General features: G+C 73.1%; 22 protein-coding genes. 15 read left to right on the top strand and 7 right to left on the bottom strand.

Features of this window, described 5'->3' with window-relative positions; genetic code table 11:
* Together PSU4_RS17500 and PSU4_RS17495 are read right to left on the bottom strand one after the other, a co-directional pair.
* A partial coding sequence (locus PSU4_RS17500) for an Hsp70 family protein (RefSeq protein WP_147109571.1) occupies positions 1-1,298 on the bottom strand: 1,298 nt, incomplete at its 3' end.
* A 242-nt stretch (positions 1,299-1,540) separates the two neighbouring features.
* Complete coding sequence (locus PSU4_RS17495) at positions 1,541-2,242, bottom strand: IclR family transcriptional regulator (RefSeq protein ID WP_147109570.1); 702 nt, start codon at positions 2,240-2,242, stop codon at positions 1,541-1,543.
* 83 nt (positions 2,243-2,325) lie between these two features.
* On the opposite strand from PSU4_RS17495, the gene leuC reads away from it, so the two are divergent.
* The 3 genes from leuC (at position 2,326) to PSU4_RS17480 (ending at position 5,057) form a co-directional block, all read left to right on the top strand.
* Positions 2,326-3,744 (top strand): 3-isopropylmalate dehydratase large subunit, encoded by a 1,419-nt coding sequence (gene leuC / locus PSU4_RS17490; protein WP_147109568.1) that lies wholly within the window; start codon positions 2,326-2,328, stop codon positions 3,742-3,744.
* Positions 3,744-4,340: a 3-isopropylmalate dehydratase small subunit gene (gene leuD, locus PSU4_RS17485; RefSeq protein WP_147109566.1), complete on the top strand. Its 597-nt coding sequence runs from the start codon at positions 3,744-3,746 to the stop codon at positions 4,338-4,340. The genes leuC and leuD overlap by 1 nt, the downstream gene beginning before the upstream one ends.
* Before the next feature lie 135 nt (positions 4,341-4,475).
* The gene (locus PSU4_RS17480) at positions 4,476-5,057 is read left to right on the top strand and encodes an HU family DNA-binding protein (RefSeq protein ID WP_147109564.1); all 582 of its coding nucleotides are present in this window, start codon (positions 4,476-4,478) and stop codon (positions 5,055-5,057) included.
* A gap of 3 nt (positions 5,058-5,060) precedes the next feature.
* Here PSU4_RS17480 and PSU4_RS31390 read toward each other — a convergent pair whose 3' ends face one another.
* The 3 genes from PSU4_RS31390 to cofC all read right to left on the bottom strand — a co-directional run bounded on the left by PSU4_RS31390 (position 5,061) and on the right by cofC (position 9,318).
* Positions 5,061-5,990, bottom strand: a complete 930-nt coding sequence (locus tag PSU4_RS31390) for an NUDIX hydrolase (protein ID WP_186817019.1) — start codon at positions 5,988-5,990, stop codon at positions 5,061-5,063.
* Positions 5,987-8,452 (bottom strand): RNA degradosome polyphosphate kinase, encoded by a 2,466-nt coding sequence (locus PSU4_RS17465; RefSeq protein WP_186817018.1) that lies wholly within the window; start codon positions 8,450-8,452, stop codon positions 5,987-5,989. Before PSU4_RS17465 ends, PSU4_RS31390 begins: the two co-directional genes overlap by 4 nt.
* 140 nt (positions 8,453-8,592) lie before the next feature.
* Positions 8,593-9,318, bottom strand: coding sequence for a 2-phospho-L-lactate guanylyltransferase (gene cofC, locus PSU4_RS17460; protein ID WP_246115180.1), 726 nt, complete (start codon positions 9,316-9,318; stop codon positions 8,593-8,595).
* A gap of 170 nt (positions 9,319-9,488) precedes the next feature.
* On the opposite strand from cofC, the gene PSU4_RS17455 reads away from it, so the two are divergent.
* From PSU4_RS17455 to PSU4_RS17445, 3 genes are read left to right on the top strand one after another with little or no spacing between them, the layout of a single operon-like run.
* On the top strand, positions 9,489-10,202 hold the full coding sequence (locus tag PSU4_RS17455) for a lysophospholipid acyltransferase family protein (protein ID WP_147109556.1): 714 nt from the start codon (positions 9,489-9,491) through the stop codon (positions 10,200-10,202).
* The gene (locus PSU4_RS17450) at positions 10,199-11,209 is read left to right on the top strand and encodes an NAD(P)H-dependent glycerol-3-phosphate dehydrogenase (RefSeq protein ID WP_147109554.1); all 1,011 of its coding nucleotides are present in this window, start codon (positions 10,199-10,201) and stop codon (positions 11,207-11,209) included. Before PSU4_RS17455 ends, PSU4_RS17450 begins: the two co-directional genes overlap by 4 nt.
* Positions 11,206-12,300: a cystathionine gamma-lyase gene (locus PSU4_RS17445; RefSeq protein ID WP_147109552.1), complete on the top strand. Its 1,095-nt coding sequence runs from the start codon at positions 11,206-11,208 to the stop codon at positions 12,298-12,300. Before PSU4_RS17450 ends, PSU4_RS17445 begins: the two co-directional genes overlap by 4 nt.
* A gap of 43 nt (positions 12,301-12,343) precedes the next feature.
* On the opposite strand, the gene PSU4_RS17440 is transcribed toward PSU4_RS17445, so the two are convergent.
* Positions 12,344-12,559 carry a hypothetical protein gene (locus PSU4_RS17440; RefSeq protein WP_147109550.1) on the bottom strand — a complete coding sequence of 72 codons (216 nt, stop codon included), beginning with the start codon at positions 12,557-12,559 and terminating at the stop codon, positions 12,344-12,346.
* 310 nt (positions 12,560-12,869) lie between these two features.
* Between PSU4_RS17440 and PSU4_RS17435 the strand changes: the two genes are divergently transcribed.
* The gene (locus tag PSU4_RS17435; RefSeq protein ID WP_222596308.1) at positions 12,870-13,364 is read left to right on the top strand and encodes an HNH endonuclease; all 495 of its coding nucleotides are present in this window, start codon (positions 12,870-12,872) and stop codon (positions 13,362-13,364) included.
* 100 nt (positions 13,365-13,464) lie between these two features.
* Positions 13,465-13,734, top strand: a complete 270-nt coding sequence (locus PSU4_RS17430) for a DUF167 domain-containing protein (RefSeq protein WP_246115179.1) — start codon at positions 13,465-13,467, stop codon at positions 13,732-13,734.
* A 37-nt stretch (positions 13,735-13,771) separates the two neighbouring features.
* Here the strand turns inward: PSU4_RS17430 and PSU4_RS17425 are convergent, their stop codons facing one another.
* The gene (locus tag PSU4_RS17425) at positions 13,772-14,164 is read right to left on the bottom strand and encodes a DUF5313 family protein (RefSeq protein WP_147109546.1); all 393 of its coding nucleotides are present in this window, start codon (positions 14,162-14,164) and stop codon (positions 13,772-13,774) included.
* 150 nt (positions 14,165-14,314) lie between these two features.
* On the opposite strand from PSU4_RS17425, the gene PSU4_RS17420 reads away from it, so the two are divergent.
* The 7 genes from PSU4_RS17420 to PSU4_RS33185 all read left to right on the top strand — a co-directional run bounded on the left by PSU4_RS17420 (position 14,315) and on the right by PSU4_RS33185 (position 23,930).
* Entirely contained in the window at positions 14,315-14,578 is a 264-nt protein-coding gene (locus PSU4_RS17420) for a type II toxin-antitoxin system Phd/YefM family antitoxin (protein WP_147109544.1), read from the top strand.
* Entirely contained in the window at positions 14,575-14,964 is a 390-nt protein-coding gene (locus tag PSU4_RS17415) for a PIN domain-containing protein (protein WP_147109542.1), read from the top strand. Before PSU4_RS17420 ends, PSU4_RS17415 begins: the two co-directional genes overlap by 4 nt.
* Positions 14,965-15,051: 87 nt before the next feature.
* Complete coding sequence (locus PSU4_RS17410; protein WP_246115178.1) at positions 15,052-16,449, top strand: DUF2252 domain-containing protein; 1,398 nt, start codon at positions 15,052-15,054, stop codon at positions 16,447-16,449.
* Positions 16,450-16,899: 450 nt separating this feature from the next.
* Positions 16,900-18,381 carry a sugar transferase gene (locus PSU4_RS17405; RefSeq protein WP_373866068.1) on the top strand — a complete coding sequence of 494 codons (1,482 nt, stop codon included), beginning with the start codon at positions 16,900-16,902 and terminating at the stop codon, positions 18,379-18,381.
* 11 nt (positions 18,382-18,392) lie between these two features.
* On the top strand, positions 18,393-19,736 hold the full coding sequence (locus tag PSU4_RS17400; protein ID WP_373866066.1) for a glutamate-1-semialdehyde 2,1-aminomutase: 1,344 nt from the start codon (positions 18,393-18,395) through the stop codon (positions 19,734-19,736).
* A gap of 220 nt (positions 19,737-19,956) precedes the next feature.
* Entirely contained in the window at positions 19,957-21,480 is a 1,524-nt protein-coding gene (locus PSU4_RS17395) for a YveK family protein (RefSeq protein ID WP_147109536.1), read from the top strand.
* Complete coding sequence (locus PSU4_RS33185) at positions 21,477-23,930, top strand: Wzz/FepE/Etk N-terminal domain-containing protein (protein WP_186817017.1); 2,454 nt, start codon at positions 21,477-21,479, stop codon at positions 23,928-23,930. The genes PSU4_RS17395 and PSU4_RS33185 overlap by 4 nt, the downstream gene beginning before the upstream one ends.
* Position 23,931 lies beyond the last annotated feature (1 nt).

Genomic DNA, 23,931 nt, shown 5'->3' with positions numbered 1-23,931 from the left:
GGGGGCGGGGCGACGGGCGGGTGGTAGCCGCCGGAGGCGGCGGCGCGGCGGACGTCGACGGTGGGCAGTTCGTCGGTGGCGGGGGTGTGCATCCCGCCGGGGCCGAGCGCGGCACCGGCCGCGAGGCCTGCGCCGGCGCCGAGCGCGGCGGCGCCCATGCCGGGGGGTGGGGGGTTGTGGGCGGGGTGGCCGCCGGTGCCGTTGCCGCCGGCGGGCGGGGCGACGGGCTGCTGCGGGGCGAGCGCGATGGCGGCGCCCTTGGCGATGGCGTTCTTGGGGTCGGCGTCGACGGCGACGGGTCGGCCGAACTCCTCGGAGACGGTCTGCGCGACGAGCGGGATGCGGGAGGAGCCGCCGACGAGCAGGACGGCGGAGGTCTCTTCGGGGGTGAGGCCTGCGGAGGCGATGGCGCGGCCCAGCGCGGCGACGGTCTCGTCGATCTGGGGGCCGATCATCTGCTCGAACTCGCTGCGGTGGAGCCGGACGGAGCCTTGGCTGCCGGGCAGGAGGACGGGGACGGAGGCTTCGGTGTCGGAGCTGAGGGCTTCCTTGGCCTCGGTGCAGTCGCGGCGGATGCGGGCGACGGCGTTGAGGACGGCGGGGTCGGTCTCGTCGAGGTCGGCGAAGGCGTCGGGCATGCCTTCGACGACGTGGTCGAAGACGACCTGGTCGAAGTCGATGCCGCCGAGGCGTTCGAGGCCCTCGGGGCGGCCGAGGAGGCCGAAGTTGCCGTCCTTGCGGACGACGGCGGCGTCGAAGGTGCCGCCGCCGAGGTCGTAGACGGCGATGGTGGCGCCTTGTTCGACGCGTTCGGAGGAGGCGTAGTGGAGGGCGGCGGCCTGGGGTTCGGCGAGGAACGTGACGGTGAGTCCGACGCGGGCGAGTGCGCCTGCGAAGAGTTCCTTCTTGTGGCCGCCCCAGGACGCGGGGTGGGTGACGGAGATGCGTTCGGCGACGCCGCCTTCGCGGGCGGCGACCTGGTCGACGACCCAGCGGACGAGGCGGGCGGAGAGGTCCTCGGCGGTCCAGGGCTGGCCGGCGACGTGGATGGGGGTGGGGTCGCCGACGCGGCGTTTGAACTCGCGGACGACGCGGTCGGGGTCGGTGAGGGCGCGACGTTCGGCGGCCTCGCCGACGACGACGCCGCCGTCGGATCCGATGAAGAGGACGGAGGGGACGTGGACGGAGCGGTCGCCGAGGTTGACCATCTCGGTCTCGACGATCCGGCCGCCGTCGAGGCGGGTGATCGCCGCCGCGGTCCGTGTCGTGCCCACGTCGATGCCGAGCAAATAGCTCATTGTCACCCGTCTTCTTGAGGTTCCCCGACCAATGCGACTCTCCGTGTCCATCGAGCCGAATCGACGTCACGTTAGCGTCACGATGCGCGGTATTCGGCAACCGGTCGCCGACCAGGGTGACGAGCGGCGTCCCCGGGTCGGTCCGCGGTGCGCGGTCGCCCCGGAAGGATGTCAGCGGGCGGCGCTGCGGGAGCCCGGGACGTGGCGGCCGTGGCCGAATCGGAACACGGGGGTGCGCGGGTTCAGAGCCGGTGCTGGAGTGCTTCGGCGGCGGCGAGGAGGTCGGCGGCCCAGCGGACGCCGGGGCGGCGGCCGATGCGGTCGACGGGGCCGGAGACGGAGACGGCGGCGACGACCTTGCCGGTGCCGTCGCGCACGGGCGCGGAGACGCTGGAGACGCCGGCTTCGCGTTCGGCGACGGACTGGGCCCAGCCGCGGCGGCGGACGTCGAGGAGGACGCGTTCGGTGAAGGTGGCGTCGTGGAGGACGGCGCGCTGGGTGGCGGGGTCGGCCCAGGCGGCGAGGACCTTGGCGCCGGAGCCGGCGGTCATGGGCAGCCGGGTGCCGACGGGGACGGTGTCGCGCAGCCCGCTGACGGGTTCGGCGGTGGCGATGCAGATGCGGTGGGTGCCGTCGCGGCGGTAGAGCTGGACGCTCTCGCCGGTGATGTCGCGCAGCCGGGGGAGGACGGCGGCGGCGGCGTCGAGGAGGGGGTCGCTGTGGCCGCTGGAGAGCTCGGCGAGGGTGGGGCCGGGCCGCCAGCGGCCGTCGGCACCGCGGTGGAGCAGGCCGTGTACCTCGAGTCCGACGGCGAGGCGGTGGGCGGTGGCGCGGGGCAGGCCGGTGCGTTCGCAGAGCTCGGTGAGGCCGCACGGTTCGGTGGCCGCGGCGCGAAGTACGCCCACTGCCTTGTCGAGCACGCCGATCCCGCTAGACTGTCTCACGCCTCGATACTAGCTTCCCAACATCTGGGAGGTCTAGGTCGATCCACCACCACAATGAGGCGAAAACGCGAGGAGGCGGCGCCGTGACGAAGGCGCGCACGCTGGCCGAGAAGGTCTGGGACCGGCACGTGGTCCGCAAGGGGGAGGGGCAGGAGCCCGATCTCCTCTACATCGACCTGCACCTCGTGCACGAGGTCACCAGCCCGCAGGCGTTCGACGGCCTCCGGCTCGCGGGTCGCCCGGTGCGTCGTCCGGACCTCACGATCGCGACCGAGGACCACAACGTCCCGACGAAGGACGTCGAGCTCCCCATCGCCGACCCGGTGTCGCGGACCCAGGTCGAGACGCTGCGGCGCAACTGCGCGGAGTTCGGCGTCGACCTGTACCCGATGAACCACGCCGAGCAGGGCATCGTCCACATCATCGGCCCGCAGCTGGGGCTCACCCAGCCGGGGATGACGGTCGTCTGCGGCGACAGTCACACCTCGACGCACGGGGCGTTCGGCGCGATGGCGTTCGGCATCGGCACGTCCGAGGTCGAGCACGTCCTGGCCACGCAGACGTTGCCGCTCAAGCCGTTCAAGACCATGGCGATCAACGTGAACTCCGCCGACGGCACGCTGCGTCCCGGCGTCACGAGCAAGGACGTCGTGCTCGCGATCATCGCGAGGATCGGCACCGGCGGCGGGCAGGGCTACGTCCTGGAGTACCGGGGCAACGTCATCGAGAACCTCTCGATGGAGGCCCGGATGACGATCTGCAACATGTCGATCGAGGCCGGTGCGCGCGCCGGCATGATCGCGCCCGACCAGGTCACCTACGACTTCATCGACGGCCGCGACCATGCGCCGAAGGGCGAGGCGTGGGACGCGGCGCTGGCCGACTGGGCGACGTTGCGCACCGACGAGGGCGCGACCTTCGACGCGGAGGTCGACATCGACGGTGACGCGCTGACGCCGTTCGTCACGTGGGGCACCAACCCGGGGCAGGGCCTGCCGCTGGGTGAGAACGTGCCCGACCCGGCCGCGATCGTCGACGAGAACGAGCGCGTCGCGGCCGAGCGCGCGATCGACTACATGGGACTCGAGGCGGGGATGCCGCTGCGCGACGTCCGCGTCGACACGGTGTTCGTCGGCTCCTGCACCAACGGGCGCATCGAGGACCTGCGGGCCGCGGCGTCGGTGCTCGACGGTCGGACGCTGGCGAAGGGCGTGCGGATGCTGGTCGTCCCGGGCTCGATGCGCGTGCGTTTCCAGGCCGAGGACGAGGGTCTGGACAAGGTCTTCACCGCCGCGGGCGCCGAGTGGCGCTCGGCCGGCTGTTCGATGTGCCTGGGCATGAACCCCGACCAGCTGGAGCCGGGGGAGCGCAGCGCGTCGACGTCGAACCGCAACTTCGAGGGCCGCCAGGGCAAGGGCGGCCGCACCCACCTCGTCTCGCCGCTCGTGGCCGCCGCCACGGCCGTGCGCGGGACCCTGTCGTCGCCGGAGGACCTGGACTGATGGACGCGTTCAGCACACACACCGGGATCGGCGTTCCGCTGCGCCGGTCCAACGTGGACACCGACCAGATCATCCCGGCGGTCTACCTCAAGCGCGTGACGCGCACGGGGTTCGACGACGGGCTGTTCGCGGCGTGGCGTCAGCACCCGGACTTCATCCTCAACACCGAGCCGTTCTCGAAGGGGTCGGTGCTGGTCGCCGGTCCGGACTTCGGGACCGGCAGCTCGCGTGAGCACGCGGTGTGGGCGTTGATGGACTACGGCTTCCGGGTCGTGATCTCGGCGCGCTTCGGCGACATCTTCCGTGGCAACTCGGCCAAGGGCGGGCTCGTCGCGGCGCAGTGCGAGCAGCACGACGTCGAGCTGCTGTGGAAGCTGCTGGAGAACGAGCCGGGCACGGAAGTGACCGTTGACCTGCAGGAACGTACGGTGCAGGCCAAGGACCTGACGTTCGCGTTCCAGATCGACGACTACACCCGCTGGCGGCTGCTGGAGGGCTTGGACGACATCGGTCTGACCCTGCGCCACGAGGGCGACATCACGACGTTCGAGGCGTCGCGCCCGGCGTGGTTGCCGGTCACGACACCGGCCGGCTGAGGCCGTCAAGACCCCCGGAGATCACCCGGAGATGGTGCGGCACAGTCCACGAACCGGGACTGTTGTTGCACGACAAGGGTTTTTCTTGGGCCGATCCCTGGTGTGAGCTGCGACAACACTCTACCGTGCGCAGTCATGAACAAGACGCAGCTCGTGGACGCGCTCGCGGCGCGGCTCGGCGACCGGCGCACCGCGGCATCCGCGGTCGACGGAGTGCTCTCGATCATCGTGGACACGGTCGGCTCGGGTGGCTCGGTGTCGCTCACCGGGTTCGGCGTCTTCGAGGCGCGAGCCCGGGCAGCGCGCGTCGCCCGCAACCCGCGCACCGGTGACACGGTCGCCGTCCCGCCGACGGTGGTCCCGGCCTTCCGGCCGGGCATCGCCTTCAAGGCGACGGTGTCGGGCAACGGCGCGGCGGCCGAGACCGCCAAGCCGGCCCCGGCCCGTCGCCCGCGCGGTGCCGCGGCGTCGGCTCCGGCCGCCCCCGCCAGGGCGACCCGCAGCCGGGCCAAGGCATCGACGTCGTTCGCGGAGAAGCCGGAGCCGAAGTCGGCCAAGGCGGCTCCGAGGACGGCGGCGAAGCCGAAGGCGGCGGCCGCGACCAAGGCGGCCCCGAAGGCGGCGGCCCCGAAGGCGGCGGCCCCGAAGGCGGCGGCGGCGAAGGCGGAGAAGCCCGCCGTCGCTGCCAAGGCCAAGAAGGCCAAGGCCAAGAAGTAGCTCTCAGCCCGCCGGTTCGCGGTAGTAGTCGGCGAACCGGGGGGTGAGGTCGGCGCCGAACCCGATCACCCACGTGCTCGCCTTGCGCGCGGGGATCGCCGCACCGCCGGGGCGCACCCGGTCGGCCAGCGGCGTGCCCGCGGTCAGGGCGTCGACGACGTCGGGGATGACGCCGCCCTGGCTGCACAGCACCGTCACGCCCGGCTGTGCCACGATCTCGCGGGTCCGCGCGGTCGCGGCGGTCGGGTCGTCGGCGCGCGTGATCTCGCCCAGCGCGGGTTCGTCGGTGACGGGCAGCCCGGCGGCGGCGGCCAGGTCGGAGACGGTCGCGCGGCAGCGCACGGGCGGTGCCGAGGCGATGCGGTCGGCCCCGAACAGCCGCAGGAACGGGGTGAGCCGCGCGACCTGGGCGCGCCCGGTGGCCGACAGGGGGCGCGCCACGTCGTCGCCGTTCCAGCCGTCGCGGCTGCCGGCCTTGGCGTGGCGGACGAGGACGAGCGTCGACACGGGTGGCGGGTGCGCCGCGAACCGGCGCAGCACGGTCCGGTCGTGGGCGTAGGTGAGCAGGCCGCAGGCGTCGGCGGGGGTGAGGAACCGCAGCTCGTCGGTCTCGTCGTTGGGTTCGAACGCACCCCCGAGGGACTCGCCCGCCCAGTAGCGGACGAGTTTCGCGCCGTCCTCGACGTCGTAGCGGGTGTCGCCCAGGCGGCGGCCGATGCGGATGTGGTGCCCGGTCTCCTCGACGACCTCCCGGACGGCCGCGGTGGCGAGGTGCTCGCCGCGGTCGAGCTTGCCCTTGGGCAGCGACCAGTCGTCGTAGCGGGGGCGGTGCACGAGGCCGACCTCCGGGCCGGTCGTGCCCGCGCGCCACAGCACGGCGCCGGCGGCGAGCACGTCGACCCCGAGGGTCCGGGCGAGGTCGCCGTGGGTCACTCGGCCTCGACGATCGCGGCCGCGGCGTGCAGGGCCATCATCTCCGCCTGGTGGTCGCGCACCCGGTCGATGTCGGAACCGGGTGGCGGCGAGGGTTCCCAGCTGCCGTCGGCCTGCAGCGTCCAGCAGCGGGTGGCCGGGTCGAGGCAGGAGTCGAACAGGTCGCCGAGCTGGCCCGCGAGCCGCGGGTCGGCCACCCGCAGCAGCACCTCGACGCGACGGTCGAGGTTGCGGTGCATCATGTCGGCGCTGCCGATCCAGTACTCGTCGGCGGCTCCGAAGTGGAAGATCCGGGAGTGTTCGAGGAAGCGGCCGAGGATCGAGCGGACCCGGATGTTCTCCGACATGCCCTCGCGCCCGGGGCGGATGGCGCAGATGCCGCGGACGACGACGTCGACGGGCACCCCTGCCTGTGAGGCGCGGTAGAGGGCGTCGATGACCTGCTCGTCGACGAGCGAGTTCACCTTGATGCGGACGCAGGCGCCGGTGTCGCCCTCGCGGAAGGCCTCGATCTCGTCCTCGATGCGCCGCACGATGCCGCGCCGCACGCCGTAGGGGGCGACGAGCAGGCTGCGGTAGGACGTCTGGCGGGAGTAGCCGGTGAGGGTGTTGAACAGGTCGGTGAGGTCGGCGCCGATCGTCGGGTCGGCGGTGAGCACGCCGATGTCCTCGTAGAGCCGGGCCGTCTTCGGGTGGTAGTTGCCGGTGCCGATGTGGCAGTAGCGCCGGATCTGGCTGCCCTCCTGGCGCACGACCAGCGACGTCTTGCAGTGCGTCTTGAGGCCGACGAGCCCGTAGACGACGTGCACGCCCGCCTTCTCCAGCTCGCGCGCCCAGCGGATGTTGGCCTGCTCGTCGAAGCGCGCCTTGATCTCGACGAGCGCGACGACCTGCTTGCCGGCCGCGGCGGCGTCGACGAGGGCGTCGACGATGGGCGAGTCGCCGGAGGTGCGGTAGAGCGTCTGCTTGATCGCGAGGACGTTCGGGTCGGCCGCGGCCTGCTCGATGAAGCGTTGCACGCTCGTGGAGAACGAGTCGTAGGGGTGGTGCACGAGCACGTCGCCCTCGCGGAGGGTGGAGAAGATGCTGCGGGGGGTCTCGCGGTCGGCGAAGGCCGGGTGGGTGGCGGGGCGGAACGGCTCGTCCTTGAGGTCGGGCCGGTCGACGCCGTAGACCTCCCACAGGCACGTCAGGTCGAGCAGGCCGGGGACGGTGACGACGTCGCCGGGGTCGACGTCGAGCTCGCGCAGCAGCAGCTCCAGCACGTGCTCGCTCATGGTGTCGACGACCTCGAGCCGCACGGGCGGACCGAACCGGCGACGGGCCAGCTCGCGTTCGAGGGCCTGCAGCAGGTCCTCGTCGCGGTCCTCCTCGACCTCGAGGTCGGCGTTGCGGGTGACGCGGAAGGCGTGCACCTCGGCGACGTCCATGCCGGTGAACAGCTTGCCGAGGTGGGCGGCGATGAGGTCCTCGATGGGCAGGAACGTGACGCCCCGCTCGTCGACGCCGTCGTCGTCGGCGACGCGGACGAGCCGCGGCACGTTGTTGGGGACCTTGACGCGCGCGAACCGCTCGGTGCGGCCCTCGGGGTCGCGGACGGTGACGGCGAGGTTGAGCGAGAGCCCCGAGATGTAGGGGAAGGGGTGCGCCGGGTCGACCGCGAGCGGGGTGAGAACGGGGAAGACCTGGTCGGTGAAGTAGTTCGACAGGCGCTCGCGCTGGTCGTCGGACAGGTCGGTCCAGCGTCGGATGTGCACGCCGTGCTCGGCCAGCTCGGGCCGCACCTCCTCGAGGAAGACACGGGCGTGCGCGTCGGAGAGGACCTGGCTGCGGGCGGTGATGCGGGCCAGCTGCTCGCGCGGGGTGAGCCCGTCGGCGCTGCGCACGGCCAGCCCCGTCTCGTCGCGACGTTTCAGCCCGGCGACGCGGACCATGTAGAACTCGTCGAGGTTCGACGCGAAGATCGCCAGGAACTTGGCCCGTTCGAGCAGTGGCTGGCTGGGGTCCTCGGCCAGCGCCAGGACGCGCGCGTTGAAGTCGAGCCAGGAGAGCTCGCGGTTGAGGTAGCGGTCGTCGGGCAGCGGGGGCGCCGCCGACGCGGCCGGGGCCGTTGTCGGGGCGGGCGGCCCGATCGGCGCGGCGCCGGCCGCGGGGACACTCGTCGGGGTCGTCGCGGTGGTCGACGCGGCCTGCGGAGGAGCTGCGGGGGTGGCGTCGGGCTGCGGGGCCGCGGTGCGTGTCGACGACGTCGTCGCGGTGGCGGCCGCGGCGCGCCGCACGGTGCCGCGGGTGCGCGGCGCGGCCGGCTGGGCGGTGTCGGAACGGCTCGCGGTGGCGGAGACCCGTCTGCTCGACGGGCGCGGCGCGCGCCGGCCGGTACGACGGGCGCGCGCGGAGGTGCCGGCCTCGTCGGCCGACTGTCCGGGCTCGTCCTGGTCCGGGTTCCGCGCGTCGTCACTCACAGTCGGGATTCTTCCGCAAACCGTGCGGGACGAAGCGCGGAGGCAGGTGGCATCCGAGTGAACTCTGGGCGACGCGACGACGACGCCACCGTCACGGATCGTTGTGCCGCAACGAGGTCGGGGCGCACCTGCCCGAACGATCAGGCGCCACGGGCGACCACGGCCAGCGCCGACGTCGTGTGCGTGCCCACGCCGAGCGCGACGGCGTGGCGAAGGTCGTCGGCGGTGTCGACGTCGCGGCGCAGCCCGGGCAGCGACCCCTCGACGGGGACGGCGCCCGACCCGGCGTGGCGCGCGGCCGAACCGGCCCCGAACATCGGGTCGAGCGCGACGCCGGGGGCCGACAGCAGCAACGACGTCCCGTCGCCGGGCGTGTCGGTGCAGAACGCGCGCGCGGCCCCCCCGGCGAACAGCGCGGTCGCCGCGGTGAGGGCGGTGTCGAGCTCGCCGGGGCGCAGCGCGGGCAGGTCGGACTGGAGCGCGCCGACGATCCCGTGCGGGTCGCGGGCCCGCAGCAGACCCGCCCCGTGCGCGAGCGCCGCGTTGAGCCCGGGCAGCCCTCCCTCGGCGACGACGTCGATCTCGGCGACACGATCGGCCGGGGACCGACCCGGCACGCGGGCCTGCCGCAGCGCGTCGTCGATGGCCTTCTCGACGTCCGGGTCCGCCGTCACGACGAGCAGGGTGCGCACCCGCGCGAGCCGGGCCGCGGTCAGCGTGTCGAGGACGAGGGCCAGCGCCAGCCGGGAGTGGGCGTCAGGATCACCCACCCCGGCGTCGGCGGCGCCGCGCAGGCGGGACTTGGCCGCGCGGAGCGACTTCACCGGGACGACGATGTCGACGGGGGCGGCGGCGGGCGGCGGCACGCCCCCATCGTGCATCACCGGCACCGCCGCCGAGCAGCCACCGTCACGACACGCGACGCGGCCGTGACGTCCGGATCCGCGCCGCCGCCACCATCGGAGGACCCCCGTGGGTGGACCCGCGGGGCCCGTCCCGGGAGACTCACGGCGAGATCACGGACGGGAGGGCGCGGGTGAGGCGTGAGAAGGGCGGCTTCTGGGTCGGGTTCGCGGCGGTGTTCTTCTACCCGATCGCGTTCCTGACCGGGCGGTGCCGCTACGAGGGCCGGGACCGGCTGCCGACGCCGGGCACGGGGGGCGCGCTCGTCGTCGCCAACCACATCTCCTACCTCGACCCCGTGCACACCGCGCTGTGGGTGCACACGTCGCGGCGGATCCCGCGGTTCCTGGCCAAGGCCAGCCTGTGGAAGATCCCCGTGTTCGGACGGGTGCTGGTCTCGTCCGGGCAGATCCCCGTCTACCGCGAGTCCGTCGACGCGCAGAACAGCCTGCGCGAGGGCGAGAAGGCGTTGCGGGAGGGCAAGATCGTCGTCATCTACCCGGAGGGCACGATCAGCCGCGACCCCGCCGGCTGGCCCATGCACGCGCGCACGGGGGTGGCCCGGCTCGCCCTCGGTGCCGACGTGCCGGTGATCCCGGTGGTGCACTGGGGGACCCGCGAGGTCTACGACCACTACCGCAAGAAGTTCCGGCCGCTGCCGCGCCGCGACATCGTCGTGCGTGCCGGTGACCCGGTGGACCTGTCCGAGTACCGCGGCCGCCCTGTCGACGCCGCCCTGCTGCGCGAGGTGACCGACCTGCTCATGGTCCGTGTACGCGACCTGCTGGCCGAGGTCCGGGGCGAGCCCGCCCCCGCCGCCTTCTTCCGCAAGGGCGGGACCGCGTGAGCCGCGCCGTGCAGCGTGTCGCCGTCCTGGGCGCCGGGTCGTGGGGGACGGCGTTCGGCAAGGTCCTCGCCGACGCCGGCCGCGACGTGACGCTGTGGGCGCGCCGCCCCGAGATCGCCGACGCGGTCAACTCCGAGCGCGCCAACCCCGGCTACCTGCCCGGTGTCGAGCTGCCGTCGCGACTGTCCGCGACCACCAACGCCGCGGCCGCCCTCGACGGCGCCGACGTCGTCGTGCTCGCCGTGCCGTCGCAGACGTTGCGCACCAACCTGTCCGGCTGGGCGGGGCTGCTCCCGCCGGGGCGCACGCTCGTCAGCCTCGCCAAGGGCATCGAGCTGGGGACGCTCAAGCGGATGAGCGAGGTCGTCGCCGAGGTCGCGGGAGTCTCGCCGGAGCAGGTGGCGGTCGTGTCCGGGCCCAACCTGGCCCGCGAGATCGCCGGTGAGGAGCCGACGGCCACCGTCATCGCCTGCACCGACCACGACCGCGCCGTCGCCCTGCAGAACGCCTGCACCACCGACTACTTCCGCTCCTACACCAACACCGACGTCGTCGGCTGCGAGCTGGGCGGGGCGGGCAAGAACGTCATCGCCCTCGCGGTGGGCATCGCGGCGGGGATGGGCCTGGGGGACAACAGCCGGGCGTCGGTCATCACCCGGGGGCTCGCCGAGATCTCGCGGCTGGGCACCGAGCTGGGTGCCGACCCGATGACGTTCGCGGGCCTCGCCGGGCTGGGCGACCTCGTCGCCACCTGCTCGTCGCCGTTGTCGCGCAACCGCACCTTCGGCGAGCGCCTCGGCCGCGGCGAGAGCCTCGCGCAGGCCGAGGAGGCCAATCACGGCCAGGTCGCCGAGGGCGTGAAGTCGTGCCAGTCGATCTGCGAGCTCGGTGCGCGCCACGGCGTCGAGCTCCCGATCGCCGACGCCGTGCGCCGCGTCTGCCACGAGGGCCTCTCCGCGCCGGCCATGGCCAAGGAGCTGATCACGCGGGCCCCCAAGCCGGAATGACCGCGTTCGGCGACGGGACGCGCTGCGTCCACGGCGGGGGTTCCGCGCCCGGTGTCGGTGAGCCCCTGCACCCCGGGCCGGTGCTGTCCTCGACGTTCGCGCTGGGAGCCGGCACCGAGCAGGGCCCCGACTTCTACGGCCGCGCGGGCAACCCCACCTGGCGGGCGCTGGAGGCCGCGATCGGCGGGCTCGAGGGCGGGGAGTGCACGCTGTTCGCGTCGGGCATGGCGGCGATCGCCGCCCTGTTCCAGACGTGCGGGCGCGACGGGACCGTCGTGCTCCCATCCGACGGCTACTACCTCGCCCGGGCGCTGGCCGCGGACCTCGGCCTGACCGTGCGCACGGCGCCGACCACCGCGATGGCGGACGCGGACCTCGGCGGTGCGGCTCTCGTCGTGCTGGAGACGCCGTCCAACCCCGGTCTCGACGTCTGCGACATCGCCGCCGTCTCCGCCCGCGCGCACGCGGCGGGGGCGCTCGTGGCCGTCGACAACACGACCGCGACGCCGCTCGGGCAGCGGCCGCTGGAGCTGGGTGCCGACGTCGTCGTGGCCAGCGACACCAAGGCCGTCGCCGGGCACGGCGACGTCGTCCTCGGGCACGCGACCACCACCGACGCCGGCCTCGCCGCCCGCATCCGTGACGCCCGGACCCGCGGCGGTGCCGTCCCCGGACCGATGGAGGTGTGGCTCGCCCACCGCGGCCTGGGGACGCTGGACCTGCGCCTGGAACGCCAGGCCGCCAACGCCCGCGCGCTGGCCTCGGCCCTGCGCATGCACCCCGCGGCGCGCGACGTCCGGTGGCCCGGCCTGGCCGACGACCCCGCCCACGAGGTCGCGGCCCGGCAGATGCGTCGCTGGAACGGCGTCCTGCGGTTCACCCTGCGCGACACCGCCGCCGTCGGCACGTTCCTCGCCGCCTCGCGGTTCGTGGAGTCGGCGACGAGCTTCGGCGGCCTGCGGACCTCGGCCGACCGTCGCGAGCGCTGGGGCGACGACGTCGCGCCCGGCCTCGTGCGGCTCTCGGCGGGGTGCGAGGACACCGCCGACCTGGTCGACGACGTGCGGGGTGCCCTCGACGCCTGTGGGTGACGCTGCGTCGACCGTGCCCGGGAACGACCCCGCCGGGGCCGGGTCAGGACGCGGGCTGGAGCAGGTGCACGTCGCGCCAGGACACCCGCATGCCGTGCGCCTCGCCGAGGCGACCGGCGATGAAGGTACGTGCTTCGTCCTCGGTGCGGCTGCCCTCGAGACGGAAGGTGCCGCACAGCAAGTCGCCGTCCGGCCCCTCGACCACGTAATCGACGTAGTCGACGGCAGCAGGACGGACCCCGATCCGACCGAGCTTCATGCGAGAAGGTTCGCGCTTCAAGGACCCCACGTTACAAGACCCGGGTTATGACGTGAATCACGCCCGGGCAACCGATCTTGGCCGACCGCTCGGCTGCCGCCGCCGCACGTTCGTCGCCATCGGTCAGCCACCTGTGGGACACGTCGAGATCACAGTCGCGCCGAAGACCCTCCGTATGGTCGACTAGGTGCGACGAGCGGGAGGTGGTCGCGTGCCCCATCGACAACCCGACCCCATCGGCGCCGACCCCGACCCAGGGGAGGTACCGAGGATCATGCCGAGCCCGGGCGTGGTCCCAGCGGGGTCCAGGGTGCTCCTGCTGAACGCCAGTTTCGAACCCCTGGCGGTCGTCACGGCGAAGCGCGCGATCGTGCTGATGCTCAGTGGCAAGGCGGAGTGCGTGGAGCACGTCCTCGACGGCGGCGCGTTCCACTCCGAGAACCTCACCGTCCCCGCTCCCTCGGTGATGCGCCTCTCGCGCTACGTGCGCGTCCCCTACCGGCGGGCGGTGCCGATGACCCGCTCCGGTGTCCTGCGGCGTGACAACCGGCGCTGCGCCTACTGCAGCGCCCGCGCCGACACGATCGACCACGTCGTCCCCCGCAGCCGCGGTGGCGCCCACAGCTGGGACAACTGCGTCGCGGCCTGCCGCGCGTGCAACTCCCGCAAGGCCGACCGGATGCTCGACGAGATCGGCTGGACCCTGGCCGTTCCCCCCGCCCCGCCCTCACGGGCCGGCGGCATCCTCGTGCTGGCCGTCGAACCCCACCCGACCTGGGAGCCGTGGCTGCAGGCCGCCGCCTGAGCAGCTGCGACCGACCGCCGCGATGCGCCCAGCGGCGGGCGCCACCCCGTCGCAGGGGACGGCCACGCGACGCGACAACACGCGACGCGACAATGTGCGCGTGACGACGCTGCGGCTGACGATCCGGGTGCGGCCCGGTGCCTCGCGGACCGCGGTCGGCGGCACCTACGCCGACGCCCTCGTCGTGCGGGTGAACGAGCGAGCTGTCGACGGGGCCGCCACGGCGGCGGCGCTGCGGGCGGTCGCCCGTGCCTTCGGCGTGCCGCGCGGCGCGGTTCGGCTGGTGAGCGGCGCCACCTCGCGACGCAAGATCGTCGACGTGGACGGCGGCGACGAGGAGCGGCTGCGCGAGCTGCTCGGCACAGCCTGAATCCACGCCGCACGGGATTGCAGGGGGAGCCCGATGGTCAGGTGCGGTACCGGCGGGCGTAGCGGGCGGCAGCAGCAGCCCGCTCGTCGGCGGTGGCGTCGTCGCGGATCCGTTTCGCGAGACCTGGCGGGTAGCCCGCCCGCTGGACCCGGTACTCGACCGACCCGTCGGCGGTGTACAGCACGTACTGCAGGCCCACCAGCCAGCCGAGCAGGGTGGCGACTGCTCTGACCCAGAGCGGCCCGGAAACCAGCAGCAACACCGGCACCGTGATCAGCCCGAGTTGCACGCACGCCCGGGCGAAGTGGCGAAGCTGCCACGTGGGGCGGGTTGCGTCGTGAAGGACCCACTCGCGGTGGCGCGCGGGCAGCGATCCCCCGAGTGCGTACCACAGCCAGCGCAACACGTTCGGGCGTCGGACCGTCGTCATGGTGAGGCTCTCGGACGCACACGCCGCATCGGCGCAGCTTACGGGTTGGCGAGTTGAGAAGTTGGCAAGGTCTGCAACGGAGTGGACGGAAGCACGGCCGGTCGCCACGCGGCGTAGCACTGTTGCGCTACACCTGAATACGATGGAGGTGTGGGCGAGACGATCAGCCAGCGTGAGCTGCGCAACGACAACGCCGAGATCATGCGGCGGGTCGAGGCGGGTGAGACCTTCACCGTGACCCGCAACGGTCGGCCTGTCGCGGACATAGTCCCCCGTGCACCTGTGCGGCCGCGCATCACGCTCGGCGAAGCGATGCAACTGCTTGCTGACCTGCCGCCGATCGACCCGGAGCAATGGCGCCGCGAGCGGGAAGAGGCCGACGAGATCTTCGGCCCCGACGACATCGACTCATGACGATCCTGCTCGACACGTCCGTCGTGATCGGCGGGTACACACCCGACGTGAGCGTGGCCGACCAAGCACCAGTCGTCAGCGCTGTGACGATCGGGGAGCTCGCGTACGGCCTGGACACCGTGGACGCCGTCCAACATGCGTTGCGAAGTAAGCGATTGAAGGTCGTCCTCGCAACCCTGGAGGTGATCCCGTTCGGGGTGGAGGAGGCCAAGCTCTACGGGGTTCTGTCGGCGATGGTCCGGCGCTCCGGCCGCGATCCGCGCCCACGGCGGACGGACCTGCAGATCGCGGCGACGGCGGCAGCGGCCCGCTGTCCCGTCCTCACGGCGAACCCGCGCGACTTCGAGGGCCTCGCTCCGCTCGTCGACGTCGTCCCGATCGCCTGACACGCCCCCCGCTCGGGTGGCGGCAGGTAGCGGCGCTGGGACGATGATGAAGTCCCGACCCGCCCCGTTCGTCGCCAGGAGATTCTCGTGCCGTCATCGGAACGTCACGTCGTGCTCGGTGGGTCGACCTCCGCGGTCGACGCGGCCGCGTTCGGGGCCCTGTCGCGGGCCGCGATCCCGCGGGCGGAACGGACCGAGATCGGCAAGCTGCTGCGGGAGCGGACGCCGCGGGCCTCGCTGGCCGAGTGGACGCCGTCGCCGGACCGGGTCGACGTCCTCGCGCAGCTGCGCACCGCGCACGAGGGCCGCGTCCCCGAGCTCGTGCGGGTGCGGCTCGAGCGGATGGCGGCCTCGCCCTACGGATACCTGCGCGGCGCGGCGGGCATCAACGCCGCCGACTTCGCGACGCTGCCCGCCACCGGCATCCAGCCCGTCATCTGCGGCGACGCGCACGTCGGCAACTTCGGGTTCTACGCCTCCCCCGAGCGTGACCTGGTGTTCGACCTCAACGACTTCGACGAGGCCCACCCCGGCGCCTGGGAGTGGGACCTGCGCCGCCTGGCGTCGAGCACCTGGGTGGCGGGCCGTCAGGCGGGGGCGTCGGAGCAGGACTGCGAGCACGCCGTGTACCGGTGCGTGCGCGCCTACCGCCGGAACCTGCGGCGGCTGGCGGAGGAGCCGCTGCTCGCCCGCTCCTACGAGCGGATCGACGCCGACGCGATGCAGGGCTACGTCAGCGGCCGGTCGAGCCGGGCCGCGGTGCAGCAGGCCGCCGAGCGGGCGCGGCGCCGCACCAGCGACCGTGCGTTGCCGCGCTTCACCACCGACCAGGGCGGGGCCCGGCGCATCGTCACCGAGCCGCCGTTGATCACCCGGCCCGCGCCGGCGGAGTACGACCAGCTCGTCGTGGGCCTCGACGAGTACGTGACGACGCTTCCCGCGCACTGGGGGCGGGTCGTCGGCGGCTACCACGTCGTCGACATCGCCCACAAGGTCGTCGGCGTGGGCTCGGTGGGGCTGCGGGCCTACCTGGCGCTGTGCGAGGGGTCCACGTCGGAGGACGTGCTGTTCCTGCAGCTCAAGCAGGCCCGCCGCTCGGTGGTGGCGCCGTACGTGCACGGCGACTCGGCTTGGCACGCCCACCAGGGCCAGCGGGTCGTCGAGTACCAGCAGGCGTTGCAGACGGTGTCCGACCCACTGCTGGGGTGGACGACGGTGGGGGAGCGGCAGTACTACGTGCGACAGTTCCGCGACATGAAGGGCGCGATCGTCCTCGACGGCATCGACGCCGCCGCCCTCGCCGACTACGCCGCCGTCTGCGGGCTGATGCTGGCCAAGGGCCACGCGCGGACGAGTGGGGCGTCGATGATCGCGGGGTACTGCGGACGGGGCGACAACCTGGAGCGCGCCCTGTGCACCTTCGCCCGCCGCTATGCCGACCAGACCGAGGCCGATCACGAGATCGTCCATCGGGCCGTGGGGTGACGGTGTGCGTGGTCCCGGCCCGGTCCGCCCGGTGCCGCAATCTCCACGAATGGTGGAGCAGCTGCTACCCGGAGTGATGATGCCTCGAGGGCGTCGGTGCGGGTGCGCGCAGTCGGTCACGTGATCGACGCAACTCCGAACAGTCGCGCCCGGCCTGCGCCGATCGGTCCAGGACGACTGCGAGAAGTGGTCTACGACACATCGTCGATCGACGCGGTCGCGTAGCCCGGTCGGGTCCATGACGACTGCACTGATCACTCGATCAGCCCAATCAATAATCGCTCCCTGTAACGGACGGCGAGGGGGGAGCGAGTTGACCGCCGAGGACGGTGTTCTCGTGCGGTTGCCGGTCGGGGAGCCGGGGCCGCGCAGCGAAGATCACCACGCGCGAAGGTCGGAGCGAGGGAACCAGTGAGCTCACATCTGGACGTCGGAGGGCCGGCAGAGCACGTGCGGGCTTCCGAGCGGGCGGCACCGCCTGCCCCGCGCGGTCCCACGCCAGGTGTGCGTCCGCGCGTGGCCGTCACCCGGGAGCGGTGGGAGACCCGCTACGTCGTCGCGACGATCGCCTCCGACACCACCTCGGTCATCGTGTCGGTCGTCGTCGGATACCTGCTCGGTCTCGGCACGCACGTCCCGTGGATCGGCGAGGTCACACCCGGCGTGGGCGTGCTCGCCGGCCTGCTCGTCCTCCTCTTCCTCTACCTCTGCCGTGCGTGGGACCCGCGAGTGCTGGGCCAGGGGTCCGACGAGTTCGGTCGCCTGCTCCGCGCCGTGCTGAGCGCCGCGGTCGCACTGGGCTTGATCGGCCTCGCCGGGCAGGCGCTCGCGGCCCGCCCCTGGGTGTTCGGCCTCATCCCGCTGGCGGGCGTCCTCGCCGCCGTCGGGCGGCTCCTGCTCCGCGCGCGGATCCGCCGGCTGCGCTCACGCGGACGGTGTGCGCTCCCGGTCCTCGCCGTCGGCAACCTCGAGTCGGTCACCGACCTGATCGACCGGATCCGACGTGACGAGCAGCGAGGCTGGGTCGTCGTCGGCGCCTGCGTGCCGACCGGTGTCGGTCAGGACGGGGCCGACAGCGTCGCCGGCGTGCCCGTCCTCGGTGACCTCGACGCCGTTGCCGAGGTGGCCCACGAGGGGCAGCACCGGATCGTCGCCGTGTGCCCGGCACCCGGCTGGTCGCCCACCCGGCTGCACCAGCTCGCCTGGAGCATCGAGGACCTCGCCGCGGAACTGGTCGTGGACCCCGGTCTCATGGACGTCTCGGGACCGCGGCTGCACGTGGACCCGGTCGACGGACTGCCGCTGCTACGGCTCACCCGGCCCACGTTCACGGGTGTCGCCTGGATCGCCAAGCACGTCGTGGACCGGTTCGGCGCGGTTCTCCTCCTCTTCCTGACCGCGCCGGTCCTCCTCGCGGTCGCGGTCGCGGTCAAGCTCGACGGCGGTCCCGTCCTGTTCCGGCAGACGCGCGTCGGGCGGCACGGGCGCGAGTTCACGATGTTCAAGTTCAGGTCGATGGTCATCGACGCCGAACGTCGGCTCGGTGAGCTCAACGACGGCAACGACGGTGCCGGCCCCCTGTTCAAGATGCGCAAGGACCCGCGGGTCACCCGGGTCGGCACCGTGCTGCGGCGGTACTCGCTCGACGAGCTGCCGCAGCTGTTCAACGTGGTCAACGGCACCATGTCGCTCGTCGGCCCGAGACCTCCGCTGCCCGTCGAGGCGGCGACCTACGGGCGCGCGGCCCAACGCCGCCTGCTCGTCCGCCCCGGGCTGACGGGGTTGTGGCAGATCAGTGGCCGCAGCGACCTCACCTGGGAGCAGTCCGTCCGGCTCGACCTGCGGTACGTCGAGAACTGGAACCTCGCCCTGGACGCCTTGATCCTCTGGAAGACGTTCGGTGCCGTGGTCTCGAGCCGGGGTGCCTACTGAGGGGGATGTTCGTGACGAACGGATTCCGGCGGTCGACCGATCTGCAGGCCGAACTGCATCGTGTCGTTCCGGGTGGGGCGCATACGTTCGCAAAGGGCTCGGACCAGTATCCGGAAGGTATGGCACCCGTTCTGCAGCGCGGTCGCGGTGCGCGTGTGTGGGACGTCGACGGTAATGAATTCGTCGAGTACGGAATGGGTATGCGAGGAGTTACTCTCGGTCACTGCTTCGAGCCGGTGCTCGCCGCGGTGCGGGACGTCCTCGACCGCGGGATCTCCTTCAGCAGGCCGACCGATCTCGAGCTCGCCGCCGCCGAGGACTTCCTGTCGATCGTCCCGGGCGCCGACATGGTCAAGTTCTGCAAGAACGGGTCGGATGCGACGAGCGCCGCGGTCCGCCTCGCCCGCGGTGCCACGGGCCGCGACGTCGTCGCGATGTGCGGTGACCAGCCCTACTTCTCGGCCCAGGACTGGTTCGTCGGCACCCTCCCGATCAGCACCGGCGTACCGGAGGCGGTCCGCTCGCTCGTGCGGGAGTTCCGCTACAACGACCTCGACTCGCTCGCCGCGGTCCTCGGGGCCGAGCCCGTCGCCTGCGTGATCCTCGAGGCCGCGACCGCGCTCGCCGAGCCGGCGCCCGGCTACCTCGAGGGCGTCCGGGCACTCTGCGACGAGCACGGCGCGGTGCTGATCCTCGACGAGACGATCACCGGGTTCCGCTGGGCCCTCGGTGGGGCCCAAGCCGTCTACGGAGTCCGCCCCGACCTGTCCACCTGGGGAAAAGCCATGGGGAACGGGTTCCCGATCGCGGCGCTGGCCGGCCGGCGAGACCTCATGGAGCTCGGCGGGCTCGGTACCGACCGGCCACGGGTGTTCGTCCTGTCGAGCACGAACGGCGCCGAGACGGTGTCGCTCGCCGCGTTCCGCGCGGTCGTGGCCGCCTACCGCGACGGCGACCCGGTGGCGACGATGGAGGCCCGCGGGGCCGAACTGGCCGAGGGGGTCAACCAGGCCGCCGCGGAGGCCGGGATCTCCGACTTCCTCGACGTCGTCGGCAGGCCCTCCTGCCAGGTCTTCCGGACCGCCGACGCCACCGGGACACCGTCGCAGGCGATGCGGACGCTCTACCTCCGGGAGAACCTCCTGCACGGCGTGCTCGGCCAGTCCTACGTCATCTCCGCGGCGCACACGCGCGCCGACGTCGAGCACACCGTGGACGCCGCGCGCGCCGCGATGCCCGCCTACCGCAAGGCGCTCGAGACCGGGCGGCCGGAGGACCTGTTCGACGGTCGGCCCGTCGCACCGGCGCATCGCCTGATGGCGGCACCCCGACGCCTGCTGGTCACCAAATCGTGACAGTGCGTACGCAAAGTATCCCCTGGTTGATGTAACGGAGAGCGGGGATCGGCCGAGTATTCCGTCGAGAGTCATTCAGTACGAGCGGTCGAGTGGGCCAAGAAATTCCGACCGCTGTCGTGATCGGGGCATTGGGAGAAATCGATGGAACGGCTCACCGGGCCGCGCGCCGAAATGGCGCCGACGCGACTTTCCTGCCGTCAGGGGGAGGTCGGCGCCCATGGCGAATGACGATGTCGTCCGCCTGTCGGCCGTCGGCGACGTGGTCCGCGGACGGTGGCGCGGGCTGGTCGCCCTCGCCGTCGCCGGTGCCGTGATCGGGTTCGGGGCGTCCTTCGTCCTGTCTCCCGGCCAGGAGGCGGCCGCCAAGGCCCTCCTCCAGGGCCAGCGGAGTGCGGACCAACTGCTCACCGAGACACAGATCGCCACCAGCACCTCGGTCACCGACCAGGTCGCCGCGAAGCTGGGTGACGGCCGGTCCGGTCAGGACCTGCAGAGCGTCGTCCACGCTGCCGTCCTGGACGGCAACGTCATCCAGATCTCCGCCACGGCAGCATCGGCCGACGCGGCCCGGGCGCTCGCCGACACCGCAGCCACCGCCTACGTCGACTACTCGACCAAGGTCACCGCCGACGCGGCGCAGAGCGCCCGGGACGCGCGGCAGCTGCAGCGCGACCAGATCCAGTCGCGCATCACCGACCTCGACCGCAAGATCGCCGCTCCACCCGGAACCGTCGCCGACGACGAGAACCGCACCCCCGAGCAGCTGCGGTCGGCGCGCGACGCGGCCCAGGCCCAGCTCGACGAGTTCGACCGGCAGGCCGCCACCGATTCCTCCTCCGGCGCGACGACCGGTTCGGTCTCGATCCTCGAGAAGGCACAGGACCAGGGCGCGGCGACCCCCAGCCCGACACAGCTCATCGGTGGCGGGGCCATCCTGTTCGCGCTCGTCGGGCTGCTCGTCATGCTGCGCAACCGGCGCCGCAGCGGTCGGGTCGCCGACGCGACGACGGTCGAGGCGACACTGGGCGCCCCGGTCGTCGCCACCGTCACCGTCGCCCGCGCAGCCGCCCCCGCGGCGGCGGCCGGCCGACCCGGCGGAGCGGTCGCCGCACTCTTCGCGGACCGCGCCGTCGACGACCTGGCGCCACTGCCCGCCGGCCGCGTCGACGACGAGACCGTTCGTTACCGGCGCGCGCTGCGCCGAGTGCGGGGCGAGGACGTCGCCGGGACCCACGACCTGCTGGTGGTCGTCGCCGCCGACGACGAGACCGCCGTGCGGGCCACCGCCGGGTTCGTCACCGCCGCGCACGACCCGATCGGGAGGGTCGCCGTCGTCACCGACTCCGAGCCGGTGCGCGCAGCACTCGCCGAGGCCTGCGCGGACGGCCTGCCCGTCACGGTCGGCGACGACGACGCACTGTTCCCGGAGCCGGACCTCTGCCGCGTGCGGATCGTCGCCGTGGACGTCGACGGCGTCCGCCCCACCGTGCCCGACCAGGGCCCTGTCGACGCGACCCTCGTCGTCACCTCCGTCGGCGCCCGCACGGTGCCGGAGCTGTCCGACCTGGCCGGGGCCGTCCTCGACGCGGGCCACACGGTCACCGGGGTGCTGCTGGTACAGCCGCGCCGGGCGCCCGACGAGCACACCGCGCCCGCGGACCCGCCCGACGCCACCGACGCCGCACCGCCCGACGGCGACACCAACGGCCACACCAACGGAGTGACGGTGGGGTCGTCGTGACGTTGTTCGATCTGGCCCCCGCCGGTTCCAGCAGCCCGACCCCGTTGTTCGACCTGCACGCCCTCGTCGCGGGCGTCCGGCGCCGCATGCGCGTCTGGGTGCTCGTCGCACTGGTGGGACTCGTCGCCGGCGCCGCGCTGCCCATCGTGATGCCCGGCAGCGCCACGGCCGGGGCCCGGGTGTTCGTCGTCGACTCCGACCAGACGAACACCGGCGAGGCACGGATGCAGACCGCCGTCGCGATCATGCAGTCGAGCACCGTCGCCGACGCCGCACTGCGCACCCTGGGCTCGACCACGCCCACCCGCGACTTCATGAAGACCTACACCGCCACGTCGACCGGGGTGAACCTCATCGACCTGACGGTCCGGGCCAACGACGTCCAGACCGCCGTCGTCACCGCGCAGGCGATCGCCGACGCCTTCGTCGCCGACCACATCGGACGGGCGCAGGCCGCGGCCGACGCCTACACGAAAGCGTTGCAGGACAGGGTGACCGACCTGCGAGGCCAGCTCGACCAGCTCGACCGGCCGGGTTCCGCCCCGAACCCCGTCGCGCGGGCGCAGCTCCAGGCCGAGATCGACGGGCTCACCCAGCAGACGCAGCAGGCGACGCTCGGGGCCCCGGAGGTCGTCGCCGGCACCCGCGTCATCGACGCCCCGCACTCCACCACCCGGTCGCTGCGCTCGGCGATGGTGATCGACGGTGGCCTCGGTCTGCTGCTCGGTCTGCTGCTCGGCCTGCTGGTGTCACTGCTGCGCACCGTCGTGGGCGACCGCCCGATGCTGCGCCGCGACATCGCCGAGCATCTCCGCAGCTCCGTCGTGGCCCAGATCGGCGGCCGGCGGCTGCTACGGCCGGGCCGCTCGGCCGGGTCGCACCGGGACGAGGAACGGGTCGTCGTCGAGCTGGCACGGACCGTTCGAGCCGCGTCGTGCGAGGTCGTCCTCGTCGAGGTCGGCGCCGCCGACGTGGCCGCCGAGCTCGCGACGGGTATCGCCACCGAACTCGCGGCCGACGGCGGCGAGGTCCTGGTCGTCGACGACCTCCCCGGCGACCACCGCCGCGTCACGCCCGCGGAGGACGTCGCGGTCCGGGTGGTCGACGGCGCCGGGTTCGCGCGAGGTGACGAGCGTGCCGCGGCGGCGACCGTCGTCGGGCTGACCTCGGCCGCTCCGGGAACGACCTGGTCGGGACCGCTGTTCGACGGGGCGTCCGCCTTCGTCGTCGTGCGCGCCGGGAGCGCGGACACCGCGTGGTTGCACACCGTCGCGCGGCGTCTCGACGACGCCGGTGTCGAGTGCCTGGGCGTCGTCCTCGTGGATCCGGACCCGCGGGACCGCTCCGACGGAACGCTCTGGGACGGCAGCCACGCCGCCCTGCGGCAGCAGGTGCTCGCCCGCCCGACGGACGCCGCGGCCGTGGACCCGCCCGCCGCGGTCACGGACGCGCCCGCGGTGGAGACGCCCGCGGTGGAGACGCCTGCGGTGGAGACGCCCACTGTGAAGACAGCTGCTGTCGAGGGCGCGAACGCGGCCGCTACGGACGACGTCGAGAAGGCTGCGTCGGCGAAGGCTGCGGCGGAGAAGGCTGCGTCGGAGAAGCGTGCGGCGGAGAAGCGTGCTGCGGACAAGGTTGCGGCGGAGAGGCGTGCTGCGGAGAGGGCGGCTGCGGACAAGGCTGCGGCCGAGAAGGCTGCAGCGAAGAAGGCTGCCGCCGCGAAGGCTGCAGCGGAGAAAGCCGCCACCGCGAAGCTCGCTGCTGAGAAGGCTGCTGCTGAGAAGGCTGCCGCGGAGAAGGTCGCCGCCGAGAAGCTCGCCGCTGAGAAGGCTGCTGCTGAGAAGGCTGCCGCGGAGAAGGTCGCCGCCGAGAAGGTCGCCACCGAGAAGGCCGCCGCCGAGAAGGCTGCCGCGGTCGAGGAGAAGACCGTCAAGCTCCCCGCCCTCGGCCGGGTGCAGGTGGCTTCCACCGGCTCGGTCGGGCTCTTCACCGATGTGGACGTGGAGACCGTCAAGCTCCGTGCCGTCGCGCGGGGCGGGGACGAGTCGCCGACCGTCCCGGCGATGTCCGCGGTCGCCACGGCCGAGCGGGACCTGGCCGACACCGGCTCCACGACGCAGGTCGACGACGTCCCGCCGACGTCCGGAGCGTCCGCCGGCCGGTCCGGAACAGGTCGGGCCGCGTCCACGGCGCGTCCGCGCAAGCCCCGGACCTCCCGCCGGGGCCGGCGCAAGGAGGCGGCCGAGGCCGCCGCACAGGACCAGGTTCCCGCTCAGGGCGAGGAGCGCACGACCACCGGTCGCGGCCGGTCGAAGGCCGCACCGCGGACGTCGAACCGCCGACGGTCCACCACGAACAACACCGCAGGCTCCACCGCGTCGGACGGCGCGACGGACGCGGATTCCTGCGTCCCGGTCGTGGCCTCCACGCCGGCAGATCACCGGGAGTAGC

Source organism: Pseudonocardia sulfidoxydans NBRC 16205 (genome assembly GCF_007989085.1).
Taxonomy (GTDB): Bacteria; Actinomycetota; Actinomycetes; order Mycobacteriales; family Pseudonocardiaceae; genus Pseudonocardia; species Pseudonocardia sulfidoxydans.
The sequence above is the reverse complement of the archived record's forward strand: the minus strand, read 5'-3'. Positions and strand labels throughout refer to the sequence as shown.

Excerpts from the sequence above, each read along its gene's own strand:
- leuD (WP_147109566.1), top strand. The coding sequence starts at position 3,744 with ATGGACGCGTTCAGCACACACACCGGGATCGGCGTTCCGCTGCGCCGG.
- PSU4_RS17480 (WP_147109564.1), top strand. The coding sequence starts at position 4,476 with ATGAACAAGACGCAGCTCGTGGACGCGCTCGCGGCGCGGCTCGGCGAC.
- PSU4_RS17445 (WP_147109552.1), top strand. The coding sequence starts at position 11,206 with ATGACCGCGTTCGGCGACGGGACGCGCTGCGTCCACGGCGGGGGTTCC.
- PSU4_RS17440 (WP_147109550.1), bottom strand. The coding sequence starts at position 12,559 with ATGAAGCTCGGTCGGATCGGGGTCCGTCCTGCTGCCGTCGACTACGTC.
- PSU4_RS17425 (WP_147109546.1), bottom strand. The coding sequence starts at position 14,164 with ATGACGACGGTCCGACGCCCGAACGTGTTGCGCTGGCTGTGGTACGCA.
- PSU4_RS17415 (WP_147109542.1), top strand. The coding sequence starts at position 14,575 with ATGACGATCCTGCTCGACACGTCCGTCGTGATCGGCGGGTACACACCC.
- PSU4_RS17395 (WP_147109536.1), top strand. The coding sequence starts at position 19,957 with ATGGCGAATGACGATGTCGTCCGCCTGTCGGCCGTCGGCGACGTGGTC.